General features: G+C 55.4%; 16 protein-coding genes, 1 tRNA gene and 1 pseudogene. 6 read left to right on the top strand and 12 right to left on the bottom strand.

The window, feature by feature from the left end; genetic code table 11:
* The first annotated feature begins 636 nt into the window (after nucleotides 1–636).
* Nucleotides 637–1,530 carry a HEPN domain-containing protein gene (locus tag DW082_RS08630; RefSeq protein WP_101571663.1) on the top strand — a complete coding sequence of 298 codons (894 nt, stop codon included), beginning with the start codon at nucleotides 637–639 and terminating at the stop codon, nucleotides 1,528–1,530.
* A gap of 59 nt (nucleotides 1,531–1,589) precedes the next feature.
* On the opposite strand, the gene DW082_RS08625 is transcribed toward DW082_RS08630, so the two are convergent.
* Nucleotides 1,590–2,795: a MalY/PatB family protein gene (locus DW082_RS08625; protein WP_118458234.1), complete on the bottom strand. Its 1,206-nt coding sequence runs from the start codon at nucleotides 2,793–2,795 to the stop codon at nucleotides 1,590–1,592.
* Nucleotides 2,796–2,931: 136 nt separating this feature from the next.
* Between DW082_RS08625 and DW082_RS08620 the strand changes: the two genes are divergently transcribed.
* The 4 genes and pseudogenes from DW082_RS08620 to DW082_RS08605 all read left to right on the top strand — a co-directional run bounded on the left by DW082_RS08620 (nucleotide 2,932) and on the right by DW082_RS08605 (nucleotide 7,365).
* Nucleotides 2,932–4,413, top strand: coding sequence for a pseudouridine synthase (locus tag DW082_RS08620; protein ID WP_118458233.1), 1,482 nt, complete (start codon nucleotides 2,932–2,934; stop codon nucleotides 4,411–4,413).
* Nucleotides 4,414–4,675: 262 nt separating this feature from the next.
* Nucleotides 4,676–4,748, top strand: a tRNA-Lys gene (locus DW082_RS08615).
* 355 nt (nucleotides 4,749–5,103) lie between these two features.
* A complete protein-coding gene (locus DW082_RS08610; protein ID WP_055203493.1) occupies nucleotides 5,104–5,685 on the top strand; it encodes a helix-turn-helix domain-containing protein in 582 nt (193 codons plus the stop codon).
* Nucleotides 5,686–5,705: 20 nt separating this feature from the next.
* A pseudogene (locus DW082_RS08605) lies at nucleotides 5,706–7,365 on the top strand (AMP-binding protein).
* Nucleotides 7,366–7,491: 126 nt separating this feature from the next.
* Here the strand turns inward: DW082_RS08605 and DW082_RS08600 are convergent.
* From DW082_RS08600 to DW082_RS08550, 11 genes are all read right to left on the bottom strand, one after another.
* Nucleotides 7,492–8,223, bottom strand: a complete 732-nt coding sequence (locus tag DW082_RS08600) for a shikimate dehydrogenase (RefSeq protein WP_055202423.1) — start codon at nucleotides 8,221–8,223, stop codon at nucleotides 7,492–7,494.
* A gap of 1 nt (nucleotide 8,224) precedes the next feature.
* On the bottom strand, nucleotides 8,225–8,857 hold the full coding sequence (locus DW082_RS08595) for a YqaA family protein (protein ID WP_228385752.1): 633 nt from the start codon (nucleotides 8,855–8,857) through the stop codon (nucleotides 8,225–8,227).
* A gap of 112 nt (nucleotides 8,858–8,969) precedes the next feature.
* The gene (locus DW082_RS08590; protein ID WP_101571549.1) at nucleotides 8,970–9,998 is read right to left on the bottom strand and encodes an MnmA/TRMU family protein; all 1,029 of its coding nucleotides are present in this window, start codon (nucleotides 9,996–9,998) and stop codon (nucleotides 8,970–8,972) included.
* A 58-nt stretch (nucleotides 9,999–10,056) separates the two neighbouring features.
* Nucleotides 10,057–10,407: a DUF3276 family protein gene (locus tag DW082_RS08585; RefSeq protein WP_055202417.1), complete on the bottom strand. Its 351-nt coding sequence runs from the start codon at nucleotides 10,405–10,407 to the stop codon at nucleotides 10,057–10,059.
* A gap of 152 nt (nucleotides 10,408–10,559) precedes the next feature.
* Nucleotides 10,560–12,155: a S41 family peptidase gene (locus tag DW082_RS08580; RefSeq protein ID WP_228385753.1), complete on the bottom strand. Its 1,596-nt coding sequence runs from the start codon at nucleotides 12,153–12,155 to the stop codon at nucleotides 10,560–10,562.
* A gap of 45 nt (nucleotides 12,156–12,200) precedes the next feature.
* Nucleotides 12,201–13,568 (bottom strand): histidine--tRNA ligase, encoded by a 1,368-nt coding sequence (hisS, locus tag DW082_RS08575; RefSeq protein ID WP_118458230.1) that lies wholly within the window; start codon nucleotides 13,566–13,568, stop codon nucleotides 12,201–12,203.
* Nucleotides 13,569–13,589: 21 nt separating this feature from the next.
* A complete protein-coding gene (locus tag DW082_RS08570; RefSeq protein WP_118458228.1) occupies nucleotides 13,590–14,486 on the bottom strand; it encodes a HEPN domain-containing protein in 897 nt (298 codons plus the stop codon).
* A gap of 13 nt (nucleotides 14,487–14,499) precedes the next feature.
* Complete coding sequence (gene ettA, locus DW082_RS08565) at nucleotides 14,500–16,176, bottom strand: energy-dependent translational throttle protein EttA (protein ID WP_055202410.1); 1,677 nt, start codon at nucleotides 16,174–16,176, stop codon at nucleotides 14,500–14,502.
* Nucleotides 16,177–16,267: 91 nt separating this feature from the next.
* Nucleotides 16,268–17,080 carry a glucosamine-6-phosphate deaminase gene (gene nagB, locus DW082_RS08560; RefSeq protein ID WP_118458226.1) on the bottom strand — a complete coding sequence of 271 codons (813 nt, stop codon included), beginning with the start codon at nucleotides 17,078–17,080 and terminating at the stop codon, nucleotides 16,268–16,270.
* A 106-nt stretch (nucleotides 17,081–17,186) separates the two neighbouring features.
* The gene (locus DW082_RS08555; protein WP_055202406.1) at nucleotides 17,187–17,726 is read right to left on the bottom strand and encodes a hypothetical protein; all 540 of its coding nucleotides are present in this window, start codon (nucleotides 17,724–17,726) and stop codon (nucleotides 17,187–17,189) included.
* 30 nt (nucleotides 17,727–17,756) lie between these two features.
* Nucleotides 17,757–19,703, bottom strand: coding sequence for a PIG-L family deacetylase (locus DW082_RS08550; RefSeq protein WP_118458224.1), 1,947 nt, complete (start codon nucleotides 19,701–19,703; stop codon nucleotides 17,757–17,759).
* A 239-nt stretch (nucleotides 19,704–19,942) separates the two neighbouring features.
* On the opposite strand from DW082_RS08550, the gene DW082_RS08545 reads away from it, so the two are divergent.
* Nucleotides 19,943–21,835: a biotin/lipoyl-containing protein gene (locus tag DW082_RS08545; RefSeq protein WP_118458222.1), complete on the top strand. Its 1,893-nt coding sequence runs from the start codon at nucleotides 19,943–19,945 to the stop codon at nucleotides 21,833–21,835.
* The last annotated feature ends 194 nt before the right edge of the window (nucleotides 21,836–22,029 follow it).

Raw genomic sequence — 22,029 nt, 5'->3', positions numbered from 1 at the left:
TGAATCCGCGCGGCCAGTTCGGGACAGATTCCCGTCGCGGGGTCTTTCGCGGCTTCGATCATGTGCGGCCGTTCCAGACCGATGCGGCGGGCCAGCTCGTTCACGCACAACGTTTCGTTTTTAAGTATCGTGACGATGCGATCCCACGTAGGGGATTGAATGATTTTTTTCATAAGGCGAATAGTTAAAAAAACGGATCGTTGCTGCGCCCGATGAAATCCGAAGCTATTCGGAAAAAGGCATAAAAAGAGGGCGCATTTGCAGCCCCTAACAGCAGGTCTTGGGAACCTTAATCTGGAAGCTGTCCTGCGCCCTTGTCTGCCCTACCCGTTAAGCAGGACATAACAAGGACTGACAACTGTTATACCCAGATTAAACAACCTCCGAAAAGGCTCCCAAGTTCACTGTCAGGTATAAAGGTTGTTTGCCTTTATAGTATGTCCTTCGGCTATGCCGAATCGTCGTAGTTCCTTAAAGTTTGCATAGTAATTGCTTTTTAGGTTCGTTCCCGGACGGCACGAGCCGCCCCCTGTACAACGAATCCGCTTTAAGAAACCGTAAAACAAAGATACGAATAAAAATCAATTCACCGCGCCGGGTATGTATTTCTGGAAATTTCTTGCTAATTTTGTGAGTATGAAGAACTCGATCGACTTCCTGCCCGAACGCAAACAGCGCGACCTGTGTGAACTCGTCCGCCTGATCCGCGACGAGGTGAAAGATGTCGTGATGATTATTCTTTACGGCAGTTATGCCCGGAACACCTACGTCGAGTGCGACGAACGCCGCGACTTCGGCGTGAAAACCTATTTTATGAGCGACTACGATATTCTGGTCGTGACTAAAAAGCGGTTGGGAGTTCGGGAAGGTACTGCCCAGACCCGCATTCGGGAGCGTTTTTTGGAAAGCCGGGCCGACGAGTTTCAGACCTGGCCGCAGTTTATCAATGAAAGTATTTCCAAACTGAATCATGCTCTCTCCGAAGGACGTTATTTTTATGTCGATATTTTGAATCAGGGGATTACGCTCTATGATTCGGGGGAATATCAGTTAGCCACGCCGCGCGATCTGGATTATTCGGAAATCAAGAAGATGGCACAGGAATATTTTGATGATAAATTTTCTTATGGCATTGATTTTTTGAAAGGGGCTAATTTCTATTATCAAAATGATAATTTCCAGATATCGGCTTTCATGTTGCATCAAGCGGCCGAAAACTTTATCAAAACGATTCCATTGGCCTATATCCTTTACGGTTATAAAGAGCACGATCTCGATTTTCTAATTAAAAAATGTAAGCCTTTTACACTGGAATTAGCCAAAGTTTTCCCGCGCGATACTCCGGAAGAAGAACGCCTGTTCAAATTATTGCAGCGGGCCTATATCGAAGCGCGTTACAACAAAAAGAATTTCATAGTAACCAAAGCCGACATCGACGCCCTTATTTCCAAAATCGAACTCCTGCGCGACATTACCGAAAAAGTCTGCCGCGACCGCATCGCATTTTACGACAGCGCGAGCCGGAAATAAAAACGTCCCGATAAACGACAAAAGCGAGCCGGCCGATTTTTCGGCCGGCTCGCTTTCGATCAAACTTTCCGGAAGCCTCCGCTACTCGCAAAGCCCCGCCGCGCGCGCGGTTCGTACAGTTGGTTCATCGCCCGTTCGACCACCGAGCGCTGCGTAGCGATGTTCATCCGCATCCACCCGCGGCCCTCTTCGCCGAACATCGCGCCTTCGTTGACGCCGATCCCGGCCCGCTCGACCATAAACCGGTAAATCTCCTCATGCGTCATCGGCCATGCGCGGAAATCGAGCCACATCAGGTACGTCCCTTCGGGCGGCACGCACTTTACGGACGGCATTTTCCGCCGCAAAAAGTCCGTGACATACCGGATATTGCCTTCGAGATACTCCAGCAGGCGTTCGAGCCACTCGTCGCCGTGCGTATAAGCCGCCTCGAGCGCGACCGTGCCGAAGATATTTCCCTGATCGGCATGTAGTTTGTTAAACTCCTGTTGCAGGCGGCGGCGCAACGCGGCGTCCGGCGTGATCGCCACCGAGGTCGAAAGCCCGGCCAGGTTGAACGTCTTGCTCGGCGCGGTGAACGTCACCGTCCGGCGCGCGAACGCTTCGTCCAGCGCTGCGATATGAATATGCTTATGCGGTTTGTAAACAAGGTCGCCATGAATCTCGTCCGACAGGATCACCACGTCGTGCTTCACGCACAGTTCGCCGATGCGCGTAAGCTCCTCGACCGTATAGACGCGTCCCGACGGATTGTGCGGGTTCGACATCAGGAAAACCTTCGCCCCGACGAGCTTGCGGTCGAGGTCGTCGAAGTCGATCCCGAAACTGCCGTCGGCACGCTGCAACAGCGGGTTGTTGACGACCACCCGGTTGTTGAATCGCGTCTGCCGCGCGAACGGATGGTAGACCGGCGGCTGGATCACCACCCTGTCGCCCTCCTGCGTGAAAGCACGCAGCGCGAAAACGATTCCGGCGACCACGCCCGGAGCGAAGTCGATCCACTCCTTTTCCACTTTCCAACCGCTGTGACGCCCCACCCAGTCGATCACCGACCGGAAATAACCGTCCGAACGAAAGGTATATCCGTAAATCGGATGCCCGGCCCGGCGGATGATCGCTTCGGTAACGGCTTCGGGCACTGCAAAATCCATATCGGCGACCCACATCGGAATCACGTCCGCACGCCCGAACACTTCGTCCCGCGCGTCGAACTTTTCGCAGTCGGTCGCCTCGCGGGAAACGATTTTATCGAAATTGTAATTCATACGCAACTAAATAGATCACAAAGTTATCATATTTATAAAAAAATAGCTATACCTTTGAACCGTTTAATTGCCGGATGATTTCGATTTGCCCGAAATATCGGGGCGTTATACGTATTACTTTTTATTATTTCATTGCATGAAACCATTCGATCCGAAAAACAGGAAAGGCGCTTACGGGGATTCGCCCCGCCGCGACCGTTCCGGGGACTCCTTCAATCGGGAAGATTCGAGAAGTTCTTCGCACCGGGAAGACGCGCTGTCGTCGTTCTCGAAAGACAAACGCCCGCGCATCAGCCGTCCGGCCAAACCGCACGGGACGTCGTCGGACAATCCGTACGACCGCCGCGGCGACGAACAGCGCCGCTCGTTCAACCCCAATTTCACGAAAGACAACCGGCTGAAAAGCGGCTCCCGCGATCGGGACGACCGTCCCTACGGGAAACCGAAATACGGAGCCAACCGGGACGACCGCTACAACCGCGAAAATCGCGGCGACCGGTTCGACAAAGACGACCGTTACCGCAAAAACGACCGGCCCGAACGCGAAGACCGACCGCAGCGCGACGGCAACCGCTACAACAAGGATGACCGGTTCAACCGCAACGACCGACCCGACCGGTTCGACAAAGACGACCGCTACCGTAAAAACGACCGGCCCGAACGCGAAGACCGGCCGTGGCGCAAGGACGACCGGCCTTCGAGTCCGTACAAACCGCAACGGCGCGACGAATCGCAGCCGTACGGCGAGCGTCCGCGTTTCCAGAAAGACGGCGACCGCAAAGGCGGTTTCGGTAAAAAATGGGATAGAAGCGACAGCTCCCGTGGGGCGGCTCGAACCCACGACTCCCGATTCAAAAAAGACCGGAAAGAAGATTATCCGCGCTACGACGCTCCCAAACCGCAGGGCGCTATTCGCCTGAACCGTTTCATCGCCAATTCGGGCATCTGCTCGCGTCGCGAAGCGGACGACCTGATCACGGCCGGCGTTGTGGCGGTCAACGGCAAGATCGTCACCGAACTCGGAACGAAAGTAAACCCGGAGGACGAAGTGCGCTTCAACGGCGAAATCGTCAAGGGGGAAAAGAAAGTATACATCCTGATGAACAAGCCGAAAGGCTTCGTAACGTCGGTCGAAGACCCGCATTCGGACAAAACGGTGATGGATCTGATCAAAGGAGCTTGCACCGAACGGGTGTATCCGGTCGGACGTCTCGACAAAAACAGCGTCGGGGTACTGCTGTTCACCAACGACGGCGACCTGACCCGCAAACTGACGCATCCGAGCTACAACAAGCAGAAAATCTACCAGGTGACGCTCGACAAACCTCTATCGGAAGAAGACATGACCAAAATCGCCGAGGGAATTACCCTCGAAGACGGGCCCATCTTCGCCGACGAGGTCAGCTATGTCAGCGAAAACCGGAAAGAGGTCGGAATCGAAATCCATTCGGGCAAAAACAGGATCGTTCGGCGTATTTTCGAATCGCTCGGCTATTCGGTGCAAAAGCTCGATCGAGTCTATTTCGCAGGCCTGACCAAAAAACGGCTCAAACGCGGCGGCTGGCGGTTCCTGAGCCCGCGGGAAGTCAGTATGCTAAAGAGCGGCGAATACGAATAAACGGAGCCGAAGATAAAGACCGGGGCCGGGATTGCAATCCCGGCCCCGTCTTATTTACCTTGTCCGGCGACGAAGAATCCGCAACCGCAATCATCGAAGCATACGGACAGCAACGCCCCGTCCCGCCGTTTGGGAGTCCGCTGCGCCTTCCTGTCGAAACCGCTTCACGATTCCTCTCCCGGAGAAATAGGATAAGGTTTTATCGCCAGAGTGTTGCATAAAAAGATTTTTCTGCTTATCTTTGCAAACGATTTTACAAGATGGTTCTCTAGCTCAGTTGGTAGAGCACGACACTCTTAATGTTGGGGTCGTGGGTTCGAGCCCCACGGGGACCACAGGAATAATTTTCAAACGCTTGACTTATAATAAGTCGAGTGTTTGTTTTTTTTGATAGGTACAACATAGGTAAAACATTGCATTTTGTGTTCTGTTAATCTGTAAATAAGTATTCTAAAGATTAATCTTCAATGAATGGAAGATTTCGAGCATTATTTACGAATCGAAAAAACTTGGGACAAATATGACTTACAGATGCATGGTTTATCTTAAAAAATATCCCATCGAAGACGTTTTGTCGCTCCTGAATCGGGCGCGTTTGTTTTGGGTTTCGTAATTTCCGGAAATAATTATTTGCGGATTTCGGGAATTCGGGGTTACTTCGAATCACAACAAAACGAAATTTTTCAAATTATGACAGAGAATATTGGTTATAAGCTGAAACGACTTCGCGAAGACAATCAGTTTTCCGTGGAAGATTTAGCGGTTCAATCTGGGGTTCAACAATCTCAAATTGAACAGATTGAGACCGGTAAGATGCTGCCGTCGCTGGCGACGCTGATCAAACTGTCGCGGACGTTGGGCATTCGTCTGGGCACTTTTCTCGACGGAATGGAATGCCCTGAGCCTACGTTGACTCACCGGGAACAGCAGACGCCTCAGTTGTCGGTACACCTGTCCAAGGGAAACGGCTCTGATATCGAGCACCTCAAATACCGTTCGCTGGCCGAAAACAAGACCGACCGCAACATGGAACCCTTTATCATTAACGTGGAATATACCGATCCCGACGAGATGTCAGCTTTGTCGCACCACGAAGGCGAGGAGTTCATTTACGTGTTGGACGGGAGCGTCGAAGTGCGTTACGGTAGTGATAAATACGTTGTGAACCAAGGGGAAAGCATCTATTTCGATTCGATCGTTCCTCACAATATTTCAGTGCAGGCGCCCGGTGAAAAAGCCAAAATCCTGGCGGTGGTTTACACGCCTTTTTAAAAGGTTGGATTTCGTAGAAAATGGAAAAACAAGAATTGATCGACTATACCGTCGGGGGCATTCTTGAGAAATACGTAGCGGAAGATCCGGATCATGAGTTCATGATTTATCCGGACCGCGGGTTGCGGTTTACTTACAAGGAGTTCGACGAACGGGTCAATATTTTGCAAAGGGTTGCTGTCGATCGGGGTGACCAAGGGCAGCAAAGTCGGCGTATGGGCGAAAAACGTGCCCGACTGGATGACGTTCATGTTTGCGACCGCCAAGATCGGGGCCGTACTGGTGACCGTCAATACGAACTACAAGAACGCCGAACTCGAATACATCATGAAAAACGCCGATATCCATACGATGTGTATGGTGAACGGCTACCGCGACAGCGACTATGTGCAGATCCTGTACGACCTGGTTCCGGAACTGAAGACCACGCAGCGCGGAAAGCTGCGCAGCGAGAAGTTTCCGGAGTTGAGGAACGTGGTTTACATCGGACAGGAGAAATTGCGCGGCATGTACAATACTTCCGAACTGATGAAGCTCGGGACGCTGGTCGGCGACGACGAGCTCGAACGGGCCAAGTCGCGGGTGGACTGTCACGACGAGATCAATATGCAGTATACGTCCGGGACGACCGGATTCCCGAAAGGGGTGATGCTGACCAGTCACAATATCTTGAACAACGGGCTGACGATCGGCGACCGGATGCATTTTACTGCGGCCGACCGACTGCTGATTTGCGTGCCGCTGTTCCATTGTTTCGGTTGCGTGCTGGGGGTCTGTTCGGTGATTACGCACGGTTCGACGATGGTGATGGTCGAGGATTTCGATCCGCTGAAAGTGCTGGCGTCGGTGCACCGCGAACGCTGTACGGCGCTGCACGGCGTGCCGACGATGTTCATCGCCGAGCTGCACCATCCGATGTTCGATATGTTCGACCTGAGTTCGCTGCGTACCGGGATCATGGCCGGCGCGCCCTGCCCGATCGAGACGATGAAGCAGGTGATGGACAAAATGTACTGCAAGGAGATCATCAGCGTATACGGCCTGACCGAAACCTCGCCCGGTATGACGGCTTCGGCGACGACCGATTCGATGGAGATTCGCGCGACGACCGTCGGGCGGGCTTTTCCGAACGTCGAGGTGAAGGTGCTCGATCCGCAAACCAACGAGGAATGTCCTCCGGGGACTCCCGGCGAGATGTGCTGCAAGGGGTACAACATCATGAAAGGGTATTACAAGAATCCGGAAGCTACCGCTGCGATCATCGACGAGAACGGTTTCCTGCATTCGGGCGACCTCGGCGTAATGGATGAAAACGGCTATTTCCGGATCACCGGGCGGATCAAGGAGATGATCATCCGCGGCGGCGAGAACATCTATCCGCGCGAGATCGAGAATTTCCTGTACAAGATGCCGCAGATCGAGGCGATCGAAGTGGCCGGTATCCCGAGTCCGAAATACGGGGAACAGGTGGGCGCTTTTATAAAGATCAAGGAAGGCTGTACGCTTACCGAAGAGGAGGTTAAACTCTACTGCCGCGGGCAGATCGCCCGGTATAAGATTCCGAAATACATCTTTTTCGTCGAAGGTTATCCGATGACGGCGAGCGGCAAGATCCAGAAATACCGCCTGAAGGATATCGGACTCGATTTGTTGAAAGAGAAGGGGATCGATGTGGTTTAGTCCGGAGACGGAAATTCCGCGTCAAAGGATTGATTTTATAAAAGGAAGGAATTTATCGGTAGTAAAAAACGAAAGAGGCTGTCGCACTGAGCGACAGCCTCTTTCGTTTTTGTATCGTGCGGACAATTATTCGTTCCAGATCTCCCATGCTTTTTCGGCCTGCCCGACCAGCATGTCGTAACCGTTGCGGGTTGCAGCCCCCTGCGCCGCGCCGCGCTTCAGAAATTCGGTGACTGCCGGGTTGTATACCAGGTCGAACAGGAAATGCCCGGCGCCGAGGGCTTCGTACGGCAGGACGGGACAGCCTTCCGCGTTCGGGAAAGTGCCCAGCGGCGTGGCATTGACGATCAGCCGGTGAGCGCGTACGATCTCTTCGGAGAGGTCGCCGTAGGTGTACGCTCCGTTTTTTCCGTCGCGCGATACCGCGTCGAAAGCGATGCCGAGTTGTTCGAGCACGTATTTCACGGCTTTCGAAGCGCCGCCCGTGCCGAGTACGAGCGCCTTTTCGGGGCGGACGTCGCCCAGCAGATTCAGCAGCGAACGGCGGAATCCGTAAGCGTCGGTATTGTAACCGGTCAGGCCTTCGGGCGTAATCTTTACGCAGTTCACCGCGCCGATCGCCCGCGCTTCGTCGCTCAGGCCGGACAGATACGGGACGATCGCTTGTTTATACGGAATCGTGACATTGAATCCGCGCAGGCCGGGCGTTTGCAATACGGTTTCGACGCCTTCGATCGTTTCGATCGGAAAATTCCGGTAGGCGCAGTCGGCGATTCCTGCGGCGGCGAATTTATCGGTAAAATAGCGTTGTGAAAACGAGTGTCCGAGCGGATACCCGATCAGTCCGTACAGTTTCATGTCAGAAAGCGTGTTTGATGGCGAAGAATCCGCCGATCAGCAGAACGGTGAATACCAGCGCCAGCCAGTTGAAATATTTGTCGATAAAACGTTTGATCGGCTCCCCGTATTTCCATATCAACCAGCTAATTAAGAAAAAACGCAGGCCCCGGCTGACGACCGATGCGACGAGGAAGACCGGAAAGTCGATCTTGAACACTCCGGCGGTGATCGTGATCAGTTTGTAGGGGATCGGCGAGAATCCGGCGGTGAATACGACCCAGAAGTTGTACTGGTTGTACATCGCGCAGATTTTGTCGTATTCCGTATGGGTGAATCCGGGAATGATCCGGAAAAAGAAATCGGCGATGGCGGTGAATTCCCCGCCCGGGGTCTGCCACAGGTAGTGTCCGATGGCGTATCCGGCCATGGCGCCGAGTACCGAACCGATTGTGCAGATCAGCGCGTAGCGGAACGCTTTGGCGGCGCATCCGAGTCCCAGGGCGATCAGCAGGACGTCGGGAGGAATCGGAAAAAAGCTGGATTCGGCGAATGCGAGGACGAACAGTGCGGCCGCTCCCCAGCGGCTGTCGGCCCAGCCGAGCACCCAGTTGTAGGTTTTTTTCAGAATATTCATGCCGTGAACGTGGCGCACCGCGCGCGGTGCGGGTTTAACGGTGCAAGTTTACCAAAAATTTTTCAGACCGGGGCTTCGCAGCGCGTAAAAAGTGACCGGAACGATCGGGTTTACGCTTTTACGGAGCGTTTTACCGCCGGCAGTCGGCGAGGATGCCTCCTCCGACGACCAGGTCGCCGTCGTAGAAAACGACGGGCTGTCCCTTGGCCGGGGCCCAGGCCGGTTCGCGGAGTTCGACGAGCAACGACTGCCCGTCGATTCGGACGCGCGCGTAACCCTCCGGGTTCCGGCCCACGCCCCGTATTTTGACCCGTACGGTTTGCGAGTCGGTCAGCCGCTGCGGATCGGCGGCGCAGAACTCCCGGACGGTCAACCGGCGGTAAAAAAGGTCGGCGTCGCATCCTGCGGTCACCCGGTTCCGCGCGGCGTCGATCCCGGTGACGACGACCGGTTCGCCGGAGTCGGTGCGCAGTCCGCGTTTTTGTCCGATCGTGTAGAACGCGCAGCCGTCGTGGCGTCCGATCGTCTTTCCCCGTGCATCGACGATTTCGCCGGGAACGATTCCGGGAACCTGCGTTTTCAGGAACTCGGAGTAGGAGAGTCCTTGCAGGAAACAGACGCCCATGCTCTCCCGCGACCGGAGGGCGGACGGGAGCGATGCGGTCACCGCTTTTTTGATTCGTTCGCCCATCGGCGTCAGGGCTATCCGCAGGTATTCCTGCGACAAGCCCCACAGGTAATAGGACTGATCTTTGGCCGGGTCAGCGGCCGTGCGCACGAAGTATTTTCCGTTTTCGCAGCGAACACGGAAGTAGTGTCCGGTGGCGATATGGTCGTAATGTTCGCGCCGGGCGATGTCGTACAGCGTTTTCCATTTGACCCGGGGATTGCAGCGAGTGCAGGGCGCGGGCGTTTCGCCGCGCAGGTAGCTGCCGGTAAAATAGCGGACGATCTCTTCGCGGAAAACTTCGCGGACATTTTCGATCCGGAACGGAAGGTTCAGCCGTCCGGCCGCCTGCCGGATGCGCGTTTCGAGACCCTCTTCCCCGACGGTATCCAGCGTAAGCAGCGTGACGGCATGGCCCTGTTCGGCGAGGTACCGCGCCGCCGCCGTGCTGTCGATGCCGCCGCTGAAGCCCAACAATACGTTTTTTCTCATACGGAATGAAAAAAGCGTCCGGATCTTTTTCGGACGCCTTTGTTTTCGTTGTCGTGCGTTACAGTTTGTCGAATTCGTCGTCCAGCGACGCGGGGATGCTGCTGATCGCCGAGCCGTCCGGATTGAAACACTCCGGCTTGTGCTCCCGGATGTACCCGACCACTTCGTCGAGTCCTTCCGCGAATTTGCAGAAGTCCTCCTTGTAAAGGTGGATCTTGTGTTTTTCGAACGAGAATTTTCCGTCCTTTTCGGTTTTTTTCCGGCTTTCGGTGACTGTCACGTAATAATCGTCGTTCCGCGTCGCCTTCACGTCGAAGAAATAGGTGCGCCGTCCGGCCCTGACTATTTTTGAGTAGATCTCTTCCGCTCCGTCGCTTTCGCTTTCCTTTTTGTAGTCAAAATGATTCATGCCTTTCGTTTTTGTTAGCAGTTATAGGTTGTTAAAATTAAAAAGAAAAAGAGATATAAGCAAATATTCGGGGCAAAATAAGCGTATACGACTCCGCCGGCTGCAAAAACCGATTTGCGGCCGGCGGAGCGGATGGATCGTTTCTGATCGAATCAGTAGGTGATGCCGGAACCGTAACGCTCCCAGTCGCGCAGCACTTCGAGCGCTTTGGCGAAGACCGGGTCGTCCTCGCCGTTGACGACGAGGTAGTATTCGTTGACTCCCCACATTTTTTGCGCGATCAACGCTTTCAATTGGGTTTTCAGCGCTTTTTTCGAACGTTCGAACTCTGCGACGTCGAAGGCGATCCCCTTTTTCGTGGCCTTGGCCGTCAGGGCGTCGAGCACGTCGTCGGAGACGGTGAAGTCGCTGACGAACTTTTCGGGAGCCGCGTAACGCGACGACAGCGCCGGACGGTTCTCGTCCAGGTATTCGATGACGAATTCGTTGATGACGCCCTGACGCACCAGGCTGCCCCAGTATTTCGTATAGTCCGACGTATCGAGCGGTACGACGATGTCGGGCGTGATTCCGCCGCCGCCGTAGACGGTGCGGCCGCTACGCAGGGTTTTGAACCGCTGCGTGGTGTCGCCGCCGACCGAATCGGAAGCTCCCGGTTCGAACCGTTTGTTGAAATCTTCATAATAGGCGTCCAAATTGCCGTTTTCATACGGGCGCTGGATCATGCGTCCGGTCGGCGTGTGGTAGCGCGCTACGGTCAGCCGCACCGCCGAGCCGTCCTGTAACGGGAACTGCCGTTGGACGAGTCCCTTGCCGAACGTGCGCCGGCCGATCAGCAGGCCGCGGTCCCAGTCCTGAATCGCTCCGGATACGATCTCGCTGGCCGAAGCCGAAGTCTCGTTGATCAGCACGATCACCTTCCCTTTCGTGAACGGGCCGTCTTCTTTCGCGACGATTCGGTCGGGCGGCACGCGCATCCCTTCGGTCGATACGATCACCGAACCTTCGGGTAGGAAAAAGTTGCTCAGTTGTACGGCTCCGCCCATCAGCCCGCCGCCGTTGCTGCGCAGGTCGAGGATCAGGGCGTCCATCGGCCCCAGTTTCTGCACGGCGTCCGTGAACTCCTTGTAAGTATTGTTCGCGAAACGGTTGATCCGAATGTAACCGGTCTTCGGATCGACCTTGTAGGCGGCGTCCACCGTATTGATCGGAATGTTGTCGCGCACGATCGTGAAGTCGAGCGGTTCGCCGCCGCCGTGGCGGACGATCCGCGTCTCTACCCGGCTGCCTTTCGGCCCGCGCAGCAGTTTCGGCACGTCGATCTGTTTGACGCCGACCGAGCTTTTGCCGTCCACCGCGACGATCCGGTCGTTGGGGAGCAGGCCCACCTGTTCGGCGGGACCGCCCGAAATGACGTTGACCACGATGATCGTATCGCGCAGTACGTTGAATTCGATGCCGATGCCGCTGAAACTGCCGTCGAAGCTCTCCTTGACTTCGACCATCTCCTCGGGAGATACGTAAGTCGAATGCGGGTCGAGTTGCAGCAGCACTTCGCGGATCGCGCTTTCGACCAGCTCATTGTTGTGTACCGTATCGACGTAGGCGCCGTTCAGGTAACGGTAGAACTGCTGGAATTTCTGCAGGTTGCCGGCCGGATCGTCTTTCGCGTCGTTCTGTGCAGAAACAAGCGCCGGCGCCGCGAACAGCAGCGTCGCCAGCAGGATATGGATTTTCATTCTTATCATTGCAGTATCTTTAATGTCCTTGTGATAACGCGCCTCGCCGGCGCATTATTGCAGGCGCGCGGCCAGTTCCGCCAGCGGAACGGCCTGCTGTTCGCCGGTCGCCATGTTTTTGACGGTGGCGTTTCCGGCGGCCAGTTCGTCGCTGCCGATGATCACCACCAGCGGGATCGCGCGCCGGTTGGCGTATTCCATCTGCTTTTTCATCTTCGCGGCGTCGGGGTACATTTCGCACGGGATGCCTGCGGCCCGCAGTTGTTTCATCGCGCGCAAGGCGGCCGGTTGTTCGGTTTCCCCGAAATTCAGAAACAAAACCCGCGTGGTGACGCCCGCTTCTTCGGGGTAGAGACAGAGTCCGCACATCACGTCGTAGATCCGGTCGGCTCCGAACGAGATGCCTACTCCCGACATGCCCGGCATACCGAAAATTCCGGTCAGGTCGTCGTAGCGTCCGCCGCCGCAGATACTGCCGATCGCGAAATCCTTCGCCTTTACTTCGAAGATCGCGCCGGTGTAGTAGTTCAGCCCGCGCGCCAGCGACAAATCCAGTTCGATATCCAATTCCGTGCCAAGCGCTTCGACGTATCCGAAGATCGTTTCCATCTCGTCGATGCCGGCGATTCCGGTTTCGCTGCCGCCGATCACCGCGCGCAACTGTCGCAGCTTCTCGCGGTTCGTACCGCTGAGCGACAGGATCGGTTGCAGCGCGGCCACGGCCTGCTCGGAGATACCTTTCGAAAGCAGCTCTTCGTTGACCGCTTCGATTCCTATCTTTTCGAGTTTGTCGATCGCCACGGTGATGTCGGTCATCTTGTCGGCGTGACCGATGGTCTCGGCGATGCCGTACAGGATCTTGCGGTTGTTCATCTTCAGCGCGATCCGGATGCCGAGTTTTTTGAACACGGCCGCCACGATTTCGATCAGCTCGACTTCGTTGAGCAGGCTGCGGCTGCCGATGATATCGACGTCGCACTGGAAAAACTCGCGGTAGCGTCCCTTCTGCGGCCGGTCGGCGCGCCATACCGGCTGGATCTGGTAGCGCCGGAACGGGAACGAGATTTCGTTCTGGTGTTGTACGACGTAGCGGGCGAACGGTACGGTGAGGTCGTAACGCAATCCTTTTTCGCACATTTTCACCGACAGCGCGTTGCGGTTGGCGTCGGCATCCTGCAACGTTTCGGGTGCGACTCCGCTCAGGAAGTCCCCCGAATTCAGGATTTTAAAGAGCAGCTTGTCGCCCTCGTCGCCGTATTTTCCGAGCAGCGTCGAGAGGTTTTCCATCGCCGGCGTTTCGAGCGGCAGGAATCCGTAGGTGCGGAAGACGCTTTTTATCGTGTCGAAAATGTAGGTGCGTTTAATCATCTCGTCCGGGCCGAAATCGCGTGTGCCCTTCGGAATGGATGGTTTTTGTGCCATGACGGTGTGTTTTCTAAAATTTTATTTCGTTGGCGAACTGTCGATCAAAGCGTCCAGTTCGGCGATCTTTTTATCGTAAGCGTTGCGGGTGATCTGGCGCAGCAGTTCGACGTGCGGCCGGATGCGGTCGATGTCCGCCGGGGCGATCGTGTATTTCGGATCGTAGCGTGCGGCGATATAGGCGTCGTTCAATATTTTGAACAAGCGTTTGCTCTCTTCTGTGTCGGTCGGAAAAAATGCAAGGATTTCCGGCGTATGCACTTTACAGGATTTTACCAGTTTTTCGAGGTCGTGTATCCTCGGTTTTTTAAGGGTGTGGATCAGTCTGATCGTGTGGAGGAAAGATTCACATGCTTGATGGAAATTGAAAATGGAAAATTTATGATCTTTGTTGGAGTGCGCTAGGGCAGCGTATTTATAGAATGTTTCTCCGCGACCGTTCCATTCCTCAAAATATTCCTGTACCTGTCCTTTAAACTCCTGTGCATTCAGTTCGCACGGTGTTTCGAGCGTAAACTTTCCGCTGTCGTACAGCATGATTCCTTCCTCGGCGATGTCCGTCCAGAAATACCGGCCTTCTGCGAGGTATTTATTAAAAGTTTGGATATGTTCCAGTATAAAACTGACCGGGGTATCCGAACGGGTGTTTCTTGCGAAAACATCTTCTACACGATCCAACTTCCGTGCGGCCCCGTAAGGTTCCACTCCGTGCTCGACCAGCGCCAGGATATCGTAGTCGCTTTGGAAAGTCGTATGAACCCCGTAGTCGAACCGTTCGTCGAGTTCGACCCAGTTGCCGCGCGCATAGCTGCCGAACAAGATAACCATTTGGGCCGGTACGGCCCTGCGGATGTACTTTGTGAGGATTTCGAGTTCCTCCGCTTTGCGCTGCGGCAGGTGTCCGAGTGAGGTTTTCATACGCTGTCGGTGTTTAGTCGGCGACCAGTTTGCGGTATTTCACCCGGTGCGGGGTGTCGTCGCCGAGGCGTTTGCGCTTGTTCTCTTCGTATTCGCTGTAACCGCCTTCGAAAAACACGACCTGCGAGTCGCCTTCGAACGCGAGGATGTGCGTGGCGATGCGGTCGAGGAACCAGCGGTCGTGCGAGATCACTACGGCGCATCCTGCAAAGTTATTCAATCCTTCTTCGAGGGCGCGCAGCGTGTTGACGTCGATGTCGTTGGTCGGCTCGTCGAGCAGCAGCACGTTGCCCTCCTCCTTCAGCGCGAGGGCCAGGTGCAGCCGGTTGCGTTCGCCGCCCGACAGCACGCCGCACTTTTTCTCCTGGTCAGCGCCGCTGAAGTTGAAGCGCGATACGTAGGCGCGGGCGTTGACGCTGCGGCCGCCGAGCTGGATCAGCTCGCTGTCCTGCGAGATGACCTGGTAAACCGTCTTTTCCGGGTCGATCGACGCGTGTTGCTGGTCGACGTAGGCCAGCTTGACCGTCTCGCCGACGCGGAACGAGCCGTGCAGCGGCTTTTCGATCCCCATAATCAGCCGGAACAGCGTGGTCTTGCCGACCCCGTTCGGGCCGATCACGCCGACGATTCCGGCGGGCGGCAACGAGAAGCTCAGGTGTTCGTACAGCAGCCGGTCGCCGTAGCCCATCGACACGTCCTGCGCCTCGATCACCACATCGCCGAGGCGCGGGCCGTTCGGGATGTAGATTTCGAGTTTTTCCTCCTTTTGTTTCGTATCTTCGTTCAGCATCTTGTCGTAGGCCGACAGACGGGCTTTGCTCTTCGCGTGGCGGGCGGACGGGGCCATGCGAACCCATTCCAGCTCGCGCTCCAGCGTTTTGCGCCGTTTGCTCTCCTGCTTCTCTTCCTGCGCGAGACGGTTCGATTTCTGTTCGAGCCAACTGCTGTAATTGCCTTTCCAGGGAATGCCTTCGCCGCGGTCGAGTTCGAGGATCCAGCCGGCCACGTTGTCGAGGAAATAGCGGTCGTGCGTAACGGCGATGACCGTTCCCTTGTACTGTTGCAGGTGCTGTTCGAGCCAGTCGATGCTCTCGGCGTCGAGGTGGTTCGTCGGCTCGTCGAGCAGCAGTACGTCCGGTTGCTGCAACAGCAGCCGGCACAGCGCCACGCGGCGGCGTTCGCCGCCCGACAGGTGTTTGACGGATTGGTCGGCGTCCGGACACCGCAGCGCGTCCATCGCGCGTTCGAGCGTGGCGTCCAGTTCCCAGCCGTTCTTGTGGTCGATCAGTTCGGTCAGCTCGCCCTGCCGTTCGATCAGCTTCGCCATCTGGTCGTCGTCCATCGGCTCCATGAACTTCGCATTGACCTCTTCGTACTCTTTCAGCAGCGCGACCACGTCGGCGCACCCTTCCTCGACCACTTCGCGGACGGTTTTCGTATCGTCCAACTGCGGTTCCTGTTCGAGGTAGCCGACCGTATAGCCCGGAGAGAAGACCACTTCGCCCTGGAAATTCTTGTCCAGCCCGGCGATGATCTTCATCAGCGTCGATTTCCCGGAGCCGTTCAGCCCGATGATCCCGATTTTAGCCCCGTAGAAAAACGACAGGTAGATGCCGTTCAGCACTTTTTTCTGGTTCGTGAAAGTCTTGCTGACTCCGACCATCGAGAATATGATTTTTTCGTCTGCCATGTCTGTGTGTTAGTGCGGTTAATTTGCGCAAATATAATAAAAAAGCCCCCGTTTCCGAGGCTTTTCGAGAATATGCCGTAAAACGGGGAACCTATGCGAACAGTTTCGCCGGATCGAGGTTCGCCGACTCGATGTCTTTGAAGTATTTGTAAGTACCTACTTTCAGTTCGTCGGTTGCGTCCTCGTCGCAGACGATGATTCCTTTGGGATGTACTTGCAACGCGCTGATCGTCCACTGGTGGCTGTAACCGCCTTCGATGCCGGCGGCCAGCGCGCGCGCTTTGTTGTGTCCCATCGTTAGGATCATCACCTCGCGGGCGTCCATCACGGTGCCCACGCCCACGGTCAACGCCGTTTTGGGAACCAGGTTGACGTCGCCGCCGAAAAAGCGCGAGTTCGCGATGATCGTATCCTTGGTCAGCGATTTGACGCGCGTCCGCGAGTTCAGCGACGAAAAAGGTTCGTTGAACGCGATGTGTCCGTCGGGGCCGATGCCGCCCATGAACAAATCGATGCCGCCTGCGGCCCGGATACGGGCTTCGTAGTCGGCGCACTCCTTGCATAGGTCGGGCGCATTGCCGTTCAGGATGTTGACGTTTTCGGGTTTGATGTCGATGTGGCTGAAGAAGTTGTTCCACATGAACGAATGGTAGCTTTCCGGATGGTCTTTCGGAATGCCTACGTACTCGTCCATGTTGAACGTTACGACGTTGGCGAACGAAACTTTGCCCGCTTTGCAGTATTCGATCAACTTTTTATAGGTGCCCAACGGGGTGGAACCCGTCGGAAGACCCAGTACGAAAGGCCGTTTCTCCTTTTTGTTGTGTTCGTTGATGCGTTTGGCAATGTAGGCGGCTCCCCAGGCCGATACCTGTCCGCCGTTGGGTTCGATGATGACTCTCATAATTAAAAATATTTTATTTGTTCTCGGTTGTGAACGTTCTGGACCACTATGGGCAGCTGTAACCGGCCATAAACGGGGTCTCAACCCGGACATTCTGTAAATAACGTTATTGGACGTCGCCCTTTCCCGCCTTGAAAGTCACTTGGTTGGCAGTGTCTTCCACGATGTAGATGTCTTCGTATCCGGGAGCGATCGCGATGCTTTTTTGATAAGACACCATCCCGTACGCGACGTCGTTGATGTAATACTTATTTTTCTCGTCTTCGGTAAACGAAGGTAATAATTCTGCTTTTTTCGTGTTGAATGAAGTTTGTAGAGCGACCAGAGCGGCCTTAATCGACGCGCTTTGCTCCTCGTATTTCTGCTTGGCCTGTGCATCGCACTGTGCGTAAGCTTCTTCCTCGGTGTCGCCCGTTGCGTTGATCGTGAATTTGGCTCCGAATTGTTTATTGATATTTGCGATACCTTCTTCGAGCAGCGTATTTAGCTGATTCAGATTGTTCGTTTCACTTCCGAGATAACCATCCTGTCCGAGACCGATACGGGTCTGGTATTCGCGGCTTACTTTAGCCTGGTTGTCTTCGTCGTCTTTGCAACCGCAGAACAGCAAGGCCGCGCAACTCATCAGGATTAGGATTTTTTTCATGGTTTCAATAAATTAAAGGATTTGTGTTTTTTATAGTTTGAAAAGGTCCAGTCTGACAAATACTTCGATCGCTTGATATTCGGCCATTCCCAGCTTGTCGTACATCCGGGCGGTATTCTGCGTACGTTCTTCGGCGCGCTGCCAAAATTCGCGCTTGTCTTCGCCGGGGAACGGCATCACGTCCTTCTGCGACAGGTGGCGGTAGATGGCGTGGCGTTTCTGCACCACCTCGTCCGGGCTGAGCGGCACGGCCATGTCGACCATGTCCAGATCCCACTCCTGCCATGCGCCCCGGTAGAGCCAGAACCGGCAATCTTTCACCCAGGGTTCGTTCTGTATCTGGTACATCGCCTCGATGACCGCTTCGATGCAGGTGCGGTGCGTTCCGTGCGGGTCGGACAGGTCGCCGGCGGCATAGATTTGGTCGGGCTTGAGTTCCTGCAATAATTTTACGACGCGCGAAATGTCGTTCTCGGTCAGCAGTCCCTTTTTGACGCCTCCCGTTTCGTAGAACGGCAGGTTCAGGAAGTGGACATTTGTCCGGTCGTTCAGCCCCATGTGCCGGCAGGCCGCCTTCGCTTCGGCGCGGCGGATCGAGCCTTTCAGCTTGCGGAGTTCCAACGGTTCGGGTTCGCCTTTGCGCTTACCGGCGATGATCGCTTTCACTTCGTCGTATTTGTCTTTGAAACCGCATTCGCGGGCGGTGTCGATCGTTTGCAGCACCACGTCGTCGTGCACGGCGATGTTGCCGGACGTTTCGTAAGCTACGTGGACGTCGTGTCCCTGGGTGATCAGCCGGCGGAACGTGCCGCCCATCGAGATCACGTCGTCGTCCGGATGCGGGCTGAAAATCAGCACGCGTTTGGGGAACGGCTGCGCGCGTTCGGGACGCGTCGAATCGTCGGCGTTCGGCTTGCCGCCGGGCCATCCGGTGATCGTGTGTTGCAGGTCGTTGAATACCTGGATGTTGATCTCGTCGTAGGCCATGCCGGAGATTTCGAGCAACTGGCCGAGACGGTTATCCACATAGTCCTGATAGGTCAGTTTCAGGATCGGTTTGTCGACCTGCTCGCACAGCCACAGCACGGCCGTGCGGATAAAACGTTTCGGCCACAGGCAGCGTCCGACCAGCCACGGCGTGCGGATACGGGTCAGTTGCGAGGCGGCGCCTTCGTCGACCACGACTTCCATGTTCTGGTGCTCCTGCAGGCAGGTGGCCGGAACCAACAGTTGGCGTTCGCCTTCGACCAGCTCCTTGACGACGTACGCTTTTTCTTCGCCCCACGCGATCAGGATGATGCGTTTGGCGTCGAGGATCGTTCGCAGTCCCATCGTGATCGCCTTGTGCGGTACGTAGTTGATGCCGTAGAAGATCGATGCGGCGGCCTTGCGGCTTTCGTTGCCGAGGGCGACCAGCCGCGTCCGCGTATTGGTGTAGGTGCCCGGTTCGTTGAACCCGATCTGCCCCTGTACGCCGGTACCGAGCACCATCAGGTCGATGCCGTCGTACTGCTCGATCAGCGCTTCGTAGTCGCGGCAGAACGTTTCGACTTTGTCCTGCGGCAGCGTCCCGTCCGGGATATGGATGTTCTCGGGTTTGATGTCGATGTGATCAAGCAGACTCTCGTGCATCGAGTAATTGCGGCTCTGCAACTCCTTCGGCGAGATCGGGAAGAATTCGTCGAGGCTGAATATGACTACGTTGTGAAAACTGAGCCCCTCTTTTTTATGCAGTTCGACCAGCGCGCGGAACAGGCCCACCGGCGATTTCCCGGTCGTCATGCCCAGTACGCACATCTCTCCGGCCGACTGTTTCTCGCGGATGCAGCCGGCGATCTCCCGAGCCACGTACATGGCTCCGCTCGCTTCGTTCTCGTAAATGTTCGTGTAGATTTTTTCGAATTTTCGGATGATGTCGGCAGGATCTGCCCCCGGCTCCAGCCCTCCCTCTTTCGGCAATTTGTAATTTCTTTCCATAGCCTCCTGATTTTATGATTCTGAACGTATTTTGTCAGCGCGTAATCGAACGCTAAAAGTAATCATTAACCGGGGATTTGCCAAATTAATCTCCGGGTAAGATAAAAAAACGATTTTTTTATGTTTTATCGCAAAAACTTCGTATCTTTGTTAATATTATAACAGAGGGGCGGTAAACGGTTGCCGTCCAGCTCAGTGGGAAACTAACTTTATAAATCATCGCACTAATCAAAACAACTATGGCTCAAAAACTTTTGATAAGGGATTTGACCCTCCGGGACGGACAGCAATCCGCTTTTGCCACCCGGATGAAGCAGGAGCAGATCGACCGCGTCCTGCCTTTCTATAAAGACGCTAATTTTTACGCCATGGAGGTGTGGGGCGGCGCCGTGCCCGACTCCGTAATGCGCTACCTGAACGAAAACCCGTGGGACCGCCTCGAAAAGATCAAGGCCGTCGTGGGCGACGTTTCGAAACTGACCGCGCTGTCCCGCGGACGCAACTTGTTCGGATACGCTCCGTATACCGATGAGATCATCGAGGGATTCAGCCGCAATGCGATCGAGTCGGGACTGGGCATCATGCGTATTTTCGACGCGTTGAACGACGTGAACAACGTGAAGTCTACGATCAAGTATATCAAGAAGTACGGCGGTATCGCCGACTGCGCCGTGTGCTACACGATCGACCCGCATTTCTCGACGATGGAACGTATCAAGGCCGCGCTGAAAGGGAAGAAACTTCCGAAAGCGGTTTTCACCGACGAGTATTTCTTGAACAAGGCGCAGCAGATGGCCGCTCTGGGCGCCGATATGATCACGATCAAGGACATGAGCGGACTGATCCCGCCCAAACGCGTTTCGGATCTGATCAAGCTGTTCAAAAAAAACCTGTTGATTCCGATCGACTTCCATACGCACTGTACGCCCGGTTACGGGCTGGCTTCCGTCGTGGCTGCGATCGAGGCCGGCGTCGACGTCGTCGATACGAATATCTGGAACTTCGCCGGCGGACCGGCGGCTCCGGCGATCGAACTGATCTACATCTTCTGCAAGAAAATGGGCGTGGAGCTCGATATCAACATGGAGGCCGTCGCCAAGATCAACAAGGAACTCTATACGATCCGCAAGGAACTCGATGCGGTGGATGCGGTGAAGATTTTCCCGAATGCGTTCAACCCGCTGACCGACAAGCTGCCTGAGAACATCGACAAGGAGTTCGACCGGGCGATTGCCGCAGCTAAAAACGGAAACGAGGCCGAACTGCTCGACGCCTGTCATGCGATCGAAAAGTATTTCAACTTCCCGAAACCGAACGAACTGGTGCAGAAGGCCGAGATTCCGGGCGGTATGTATACGAACATGGTGGCCCAGCTCAAGCAGCTCAAGTCCGAATCGATCCTCGAGAGCGCGATGCAGTTGATCCCGCGCGTGCGTCTGGACGCCGGTTTGCCGCCGTTGGTGACGCCGACCAGCCAGATCGTGGGCGCCCAGGCCGTCAATTGCGCGCTGGACGTTAAAAACGGTAAGCCGATGTATTCGAACGTGTCGAACCAGTTCGTGAACCTGGTCAAGGGCGAGTACGGCGAAACGCCGGTTCCGGTCGATCCCGAATTCCGCCTGAAGATCGCCGGGGTGCGCGAGGAAACCCCGTACGATACGTCGAAATATCAGATGCAACCGAATCCGGTGCTCGAAGACGCCGGCGGCGTCAAGTTGGCCGAGAATGAAAAAGAGGTGCTGTTGCTTGAGCTCTTCCCGCTGGTCGCCAAGAATTACCTGACGGGCGTGAAGAAAGCGCGTTATGCCGCCGCTCACGCCGCCGAAGCCGCGAAAGCCGCCCAGACGGCCGCTGCTGCGCCCGCCGCCGCGCCGGCTCCGGAAGCGAAGGCCGAAGCCAAGCCGGCTGTTGCGATTACCGGAAACGTGGTTACGTCGCCGATGCCGGGACGTATCCTCAGCGTGCTGGTGAAACCGGGCGATAAAGTGACGAAAGGACAGGATGTGGTGATCCTCGAAGCGATGAAGATGGAGAACAGCATCACGTCGGATTACGCCGGAACCGTGAAGCAGGTGCTCGTGGCCGAAGGCGATACCGTCGCCGTTGACAGCCAACTGGTCGAGATCGAATAGCGATCGCTCGGAATAATTTTAGGAATGTGCGGGTCGTATTCCCAATGAAGGGCGTACGGCCCGCTTTTTAAAATTCGGAAAATGAAAAGATTTTTGACAGGCTGTATGTTGGTCTGGGTTGTGGGCGTTTCCGCCCAGAAGGAATATCGGCGCCCGAGAGCTACGTGGACGGGCGTTCGCAGGCCGTTCTGCGG

It is taken from the genome of Alistipes sp. AF48-12 (genome assembly GCF_003477565.1).
Classification (GTDB): domain Bacteria; phylum Bacteroidota; class Bacteroidia; order Bacteroidales; family Rikenellaceae; genus Alistipes_A; species Alistipes_A hominis.
Note: the sequence above shows the minus strand (reverse complement) of the source record. Positions and strands in the feature narration are given on the sequence as shown.

Excerpts from the sequence above, each read along its gene's own strand:
- DW082_RS08630 (WP_101571663.1), top strand. The coding sequence starts at position 637 with ATGAAGAACTCGATCGACTTCCTGCCCGAACGCAAACAGCGCGACCTG.
- DW082_RS08625 (WP_118458234.1), bottom strand. The coding sequence starts at position 2,795 with ATGAATTACAATTTCGATAAAATCGTTTCCCGCGAGGCGACCGACTGC.
- DW082_RS08620 (WP_118458233.1), top strand. The coding sequence starts at position 2,932 with ATGAAACCATTCGATCCGAAAAACAGGAAAGGCGCTTACGGGGATTCG.
- DW082_RS08610 (WP_055203493.1), top strand. The coding sequence starts at position 5,104 with ATGACAGAGAATATTGGTTATAAGCTGAAACGACTTCGCGAAGACAAT.
- DW082_RS08600 (WP_055202423.1), bottom strand. The coding sequence starts at position 8,223 with ATGAAACTGTACGGACTGATCGGGTATCCGCTCGGACACTCGTTTTCA.
- DW082_RS08590 (WP_101571549.1), bottom strand. The coding sequence starts at position 9,998 with ATGAGAAAAAACGTATTGTTGGGCTTCAGCGGCGGCATCGACAGCACG.
- DW082_RS08585 (WP_055202417.1), bottom strand. The coding sequence starts at position 10,407 with ATGAATCATTTTGACTACAAAAAGGAAAGCGAAAGCGACGGAGCGGAA.
- DW082_RS08580 (WP_228385753.1), bottom strand. The coding sequence starts at position 12,155 with ATGATAAGAATGAAAATCCATATCCTGCTGGCGACGCTGCTGTTCGCG.
- hisS (WP_118458230.1), bottom strand. The coding sequence starts at position 13,568 with ATGGCACAAAAACCATCCATTCCGAAGGGCACACGCGATTTCGGCCCG.
- DW082_RS08570 (WP_118458228.1), bottom strand. The coding sequence starts at position 14,486 with ATGAAAACCTCACTCGGACACCTGCCGCAGCGCAAAGCGGAGGAACTC.
- ettA (WP_055202410.1), bottom strand. The coding sequence starts at position 16,176 with ATGGCAGACGAAAAAATCATATTCTCGATGGTCGGAGTCAGCAAGACT.
- nagB (WP_118458226.1), bottom strand. The coding sequence starts at position 17,080 with ATGAGAGTCATCATCGAACCCAACGGCGGACAGGTATCGGCCTGGGGA.
- DW082_RS08555 (WP_055202406.1), bottom strand. The coding sequence starts at position 17,726 with ATGAAAAAAATCCTAATCCTGATGAGTTGCGCGGCCTTGCTGTTCTGC.
- DW082_RS08550 (WP_118458224.1), bottom strand. The coding sequence starts at position 19,703 with ATGGAAAGAAATTACAAATTGCCGAAAGAGGGAGGGCTGGAGCCGGGG.
- DW082_RS08545 (WP_118458222.1), top strand. The coding sequence starts at position 19,943 with ATGGCTCAAAAACTTTTGATAAGGGATTTGACCCTCCGGGACGGACAG.